4 protein-coding genes and 1 pseudogene are annotated in these 3,461 nt (G+C 42.8%); 2 read left to right on the forward strand and 3 right to left on the reverse strand.

All coding sequences use genetic code 11. The features are described 5' to 3' along the window. Positions 1-201, reverse strand: a pseudogene (locus PX484_RS17445) (threonine--tRNA ligase); the annotation flags it as partial. Between the two features lie 134 nt (positions 202-335). On the opposite strand from PX484_RS17445, the gene PX484_RS17450 reads away from it, so the two are divergent. Beyond that, positions 336-1,256, forward strand: a complete 921-nt coding sequence (locus tag PX484_RS17450; protein ID WP_002803747.1) for a metal ABC transporter solute-binding protein, Zn/Mn family — start codon at positions 336-338, stop codon at positions 1,254-1,256. A 270-nt stretch (positions 1,257-1,526) separates the two neighbouring features. Here the strand turns inward: PX484_RS17450 and PX484_RS17455 are convergent, their stop codons facing one another. Together PX484_RS17455 and PX484_RS17460 are read right to left on the reverse strand one after the other, a co-directional pair. After that, positions 1,527-2,630 carry a CobW family GTP-binding protein gene (locus PX484_RS17455; protein WP_288104929.1) on the reverse strand — a complete coding sequence of 368 codons (1,104 nt, stop codon included), beginning with the start codon at positions 2,628-2,630 and terminating at the stop codon, positions 1,527-1,529. A gap of 102 nt (positions 2,631-2,732) precedes the next feature. After that, entirely contained in the window at positions 2,733-3,170 is a 438-nt protein-coding gene (locus tag PX484_RS17460) for a DUF4079 domain-containing protein (RefSeq protein WP_002803749.1), read from the reverse strand. A gap of 88 nt (positions 3,171-3,258) precedes the next feature. Here PX484_RS17460 and PX484_RS17465 point away from each other — a divergent pair. Then, on the forward strand, positions 3,259-3,461 hold a 203-nt coding region (locus PX484_RS17465), incomplete at its 3' end, for a hypothetical protein (protein ID WP_288104931.1).

A 3,461-nucleotide genomic window follows, 5' to 3' on the forward strand; every position in this document is an offset into this window, starting at 1 on the left:
GAGATCCTTATCGGTAAAAGGTTCCGGCACATCAAAATCGTAGTAAAATCCGGTTTCAGTCCAAGGCCCGATAGTAACTTGGGCTTTCGGGAATAATTTCTGCACCGCCATGGCCATCACATGGGAGGTGGTGTGACGAATGCGCTTGAGGTGGTCGGATTCGCTGGTTTTCGGTAGTTTAATCGGGGCTTGGTTATCCATGTCTTTTGAATTTACACCTTCTCTGTTCTCTATTTTAATAGTAAAAGGAGTCTTTAGTCAGGAAAAAAATCAAGATAGATATCAATGCCATTTCCCCCCATCTCTAACCTCTAAACCCTCATCTCTATTTCCCGATGAAAAAACTAATTTTATCCTGTTTATTTTTGGGATTGGTTGCTTGTCATGCCTCGGTTAATACCACCGATAACCAAAAACCAAAGGTAATCTCCACTAGCACAATTATCGCCGATTTAACCGCACGAGTGGGCGGTGAAGAAATTGACCATCAAGACATTTTAAAACCGGGGGATGATCCCCACGTTTATGAACCAGTTCCTGCCGATAGTGTCGCTTTAGAAAAAGCCGATTTAATTCTCTATAACGGTTATAATCTCGAACCGGGGTTAATTAAAATGATCGATTCTACGGCAGTTAAAGCTAAAAAAGTGGCTGTGGGAGAAGCCATTACACCTTTACAACTGGAAAAAGAGGGGCAGAAAGTCCCGGATCCCCACGTTTGGGGTTCGGCTAAAAATGGTATAATCATGGTGGAAAAAATCCGAGATCAATTGATTGAATTAAGTCCCGAAGATAAAGAGATTTTTACTGAAAATGCCGCCCAATTAATCGCAGAATTAGAAAATCTTGATCGCTGGATTGCTGCGGCTATTGAAACTATCCCCCCTTCCCAAAGGCAATTAGTCACCACTCATGACGCTTTTCAGTATTATGCTCATGCCTACGGTTTAAAAGTTGCAGGAACTTTAATTGGTATTAGCACCGAAGAACAACCTAGCGCCCAAACGGTGAAAAATCTAGCCGATGCTATTAAAAATCTCCGGGTTGCTGCTATCTTTGCCGAGACCACTATTAATCCCGCTTTAATTACCACGGTAGCGGAAGAAGCGGGGGTGAAATTAGCACCACAACAATTATATTCTGATTCGATCGGCGCGGTGGGTACTAGAGGGGATAGTTATGTAAAAATGCTCAGGGAAAATACTCGATCGATCGTGGAATCTTTAGGGGGAAAAGTACCCCCAGAAGCTCAATAGACCTCTTGTAAAAATCAAAAAATTGTCCTTAGAGTCAGGAGTTAGGAAGGCAGAAATACCGACAATCAGCAATTATCAGTGACTTTTAGATGATGACAAATAGATCAGCAGCTGCCTGTAAGCATCCCACCGAAAAGCTAATGCGCGGGGGGTTTGGGGGGTAGAACCCCCCAAAAGCTTGGATTGAGGGAAAAAATCGAAAGTAACGCCCGACTTTAGCAGAGAGTTTCCCCTTAAAAATCCCAACTTAGTAGATTTACAAAGCGGGGTTTATTTCCCAAATCCTTTACCGCGATTGACAGCAGGTAAAATGAGACAACTGTTAATCTGTTCTTTTAGGGTTTCATGATCAAGATTTTGACCGATAAGAACTAGCTGATTTTTCGGACTACCTTTCCATTCGTCATCTTCGAGAGTGAAACGTTTACCACTGAGGTGGAAAATATGACGTTTAGGACTTTCATCAAACCAGAGAATACCCTTAGCGCGGAAAACGCTTTCCGGTAACTGATTATCGAGGAAATATTGGAACTTCCGAATCGAAAAAGGTTGGTCACTAGCAAAGGAAATAGAAGTAAATCCATCCACCTCTAAATGATTGGAATGGTCGTGATGATCATGATCGTGATCGTGGTGGTGATCATGGTCGTGATCATGATCGCAATGGTCGTGATCGTGGTCGTGGTGATCATGGTCGTGGTGTTCTTCTTCTGTGTCGAAATATTTATCCGATTCAAATAGTCCGACGCTGAGAATTAAGGGTAAAGGGACCTGACTTTTGCTAGTACGAAGAATTCTCGCTCCTTCCTTCATGTCCCGGATTCTTATTTCTAAAGAATCCACATCCCCTTCATCCACTAGATCGGTTTTATTGAGAACAATAATATCACCGTAGGTGATTTGACTTAAGGCCGCTTGCGAGTTGAATAAATCGAGACTGAAATTGGCACAATCCACCATAGTGACAATGGAATCTAAACGGGTCATTTCCCGTAATTCCGTCCCTAAAAAGGTTAAAGCTACTGGTAAAGGATCGGCTAATCCCGTGGTTTCTACGACTAAATAATCGATTTTTTCGGGACGTTCGAGAACTTTATAAACCGCTTGAATTAAATCCTCGTTAATCGTGCAGCAAATACAGCCATTATTTAATTCTACCATGCTGTCATCACTGCTGATAATCAGTTCGTTATCGATACCGATTTCACCGAATTCATTGACAAGAACAGCAGTTTTTAACCCCTGTTGATTGCTGAGAATATGATTGAGGAGGGTAGTCTTACCACTACCAAGAAACCCAGTAATAATTGTTACCGGTAGCCCTTTTTTTGGCACTGACATCGTGTTAATAGCTTGTGATTCGACGGTTTGCATAATGATTTGGGGGTGAGTATTCTGTCACTAAAAGGCGATTTTTCGGGATGAGATAGCTAGTTTTTCTCGATCAAACAGTCTCCACTCGATCGCCGACTATTTTTATTGTAGATATTTTTGGACCACATCCCATCCTGTTAGGGTAACAAAAAGAAAACCCAGAAACAATAAAAGATTAGTGCCGATGTGGAGAGACCGCGCTAGAGGTGGACGAGTGGTAATGTTCAGGCCGCTAATTGCCGAAACAAAAACCAGAAAAACCACCGATAAACCCGCTATCAGGTGGGAAGAGTGGCCTAAACTGCCATAATGACCGATTGTTCCCACTAATCCGATTCCCAGCAGAATTAAGACCAAAGCAACCATGATCAGGCCGCTGAGGAGATGAAAGGGTCTTAACCATTTCGGTCGAGATTGGCCCGCGAGTCGTCGATAACCCATGTTTACCCCCGAAACCGCTAGTAAAAAATAGGCAAAGAGGGCAAATCCCATCGACCAAGCGGCAATTTTCCATAACCAGAGAAAGGAAGGGAGATTCATAGGGGGGGGATTATTGTTAGCAAGGAAAGGGACGACCGATCGTGTTAATTTAAGTTTACCGGACAAAAATCAGCAAGTTAGGGCTAATATGTCTCATCTCACTATCGACACGGAAAATAATCAGCGTCAACCCTTTGAATTGCCCGGGGCTAAACCCCATTATAACCCCGATCGACCCGGACAAGTTAATCATATTTTTCTCGATTTAATTATTGATATTCCCCGACAAAGTTTTCAGGGCAGCTGTCAGATTACCCTCACCCCCATTCGTCAGGGAATTAGCAGTTTAAC

Origin of the sequence: Microcystis sp. M49636_WE2 (genome assembly GCF_030065375.1) — a bacterium.
Classification (GTDB): Bacteria; Cyanobacteriota; Cyanobacteriia; order Cyanobacteriales; family Microcystaceae; genus Microcystis; species Microcystis aeruginosa_C.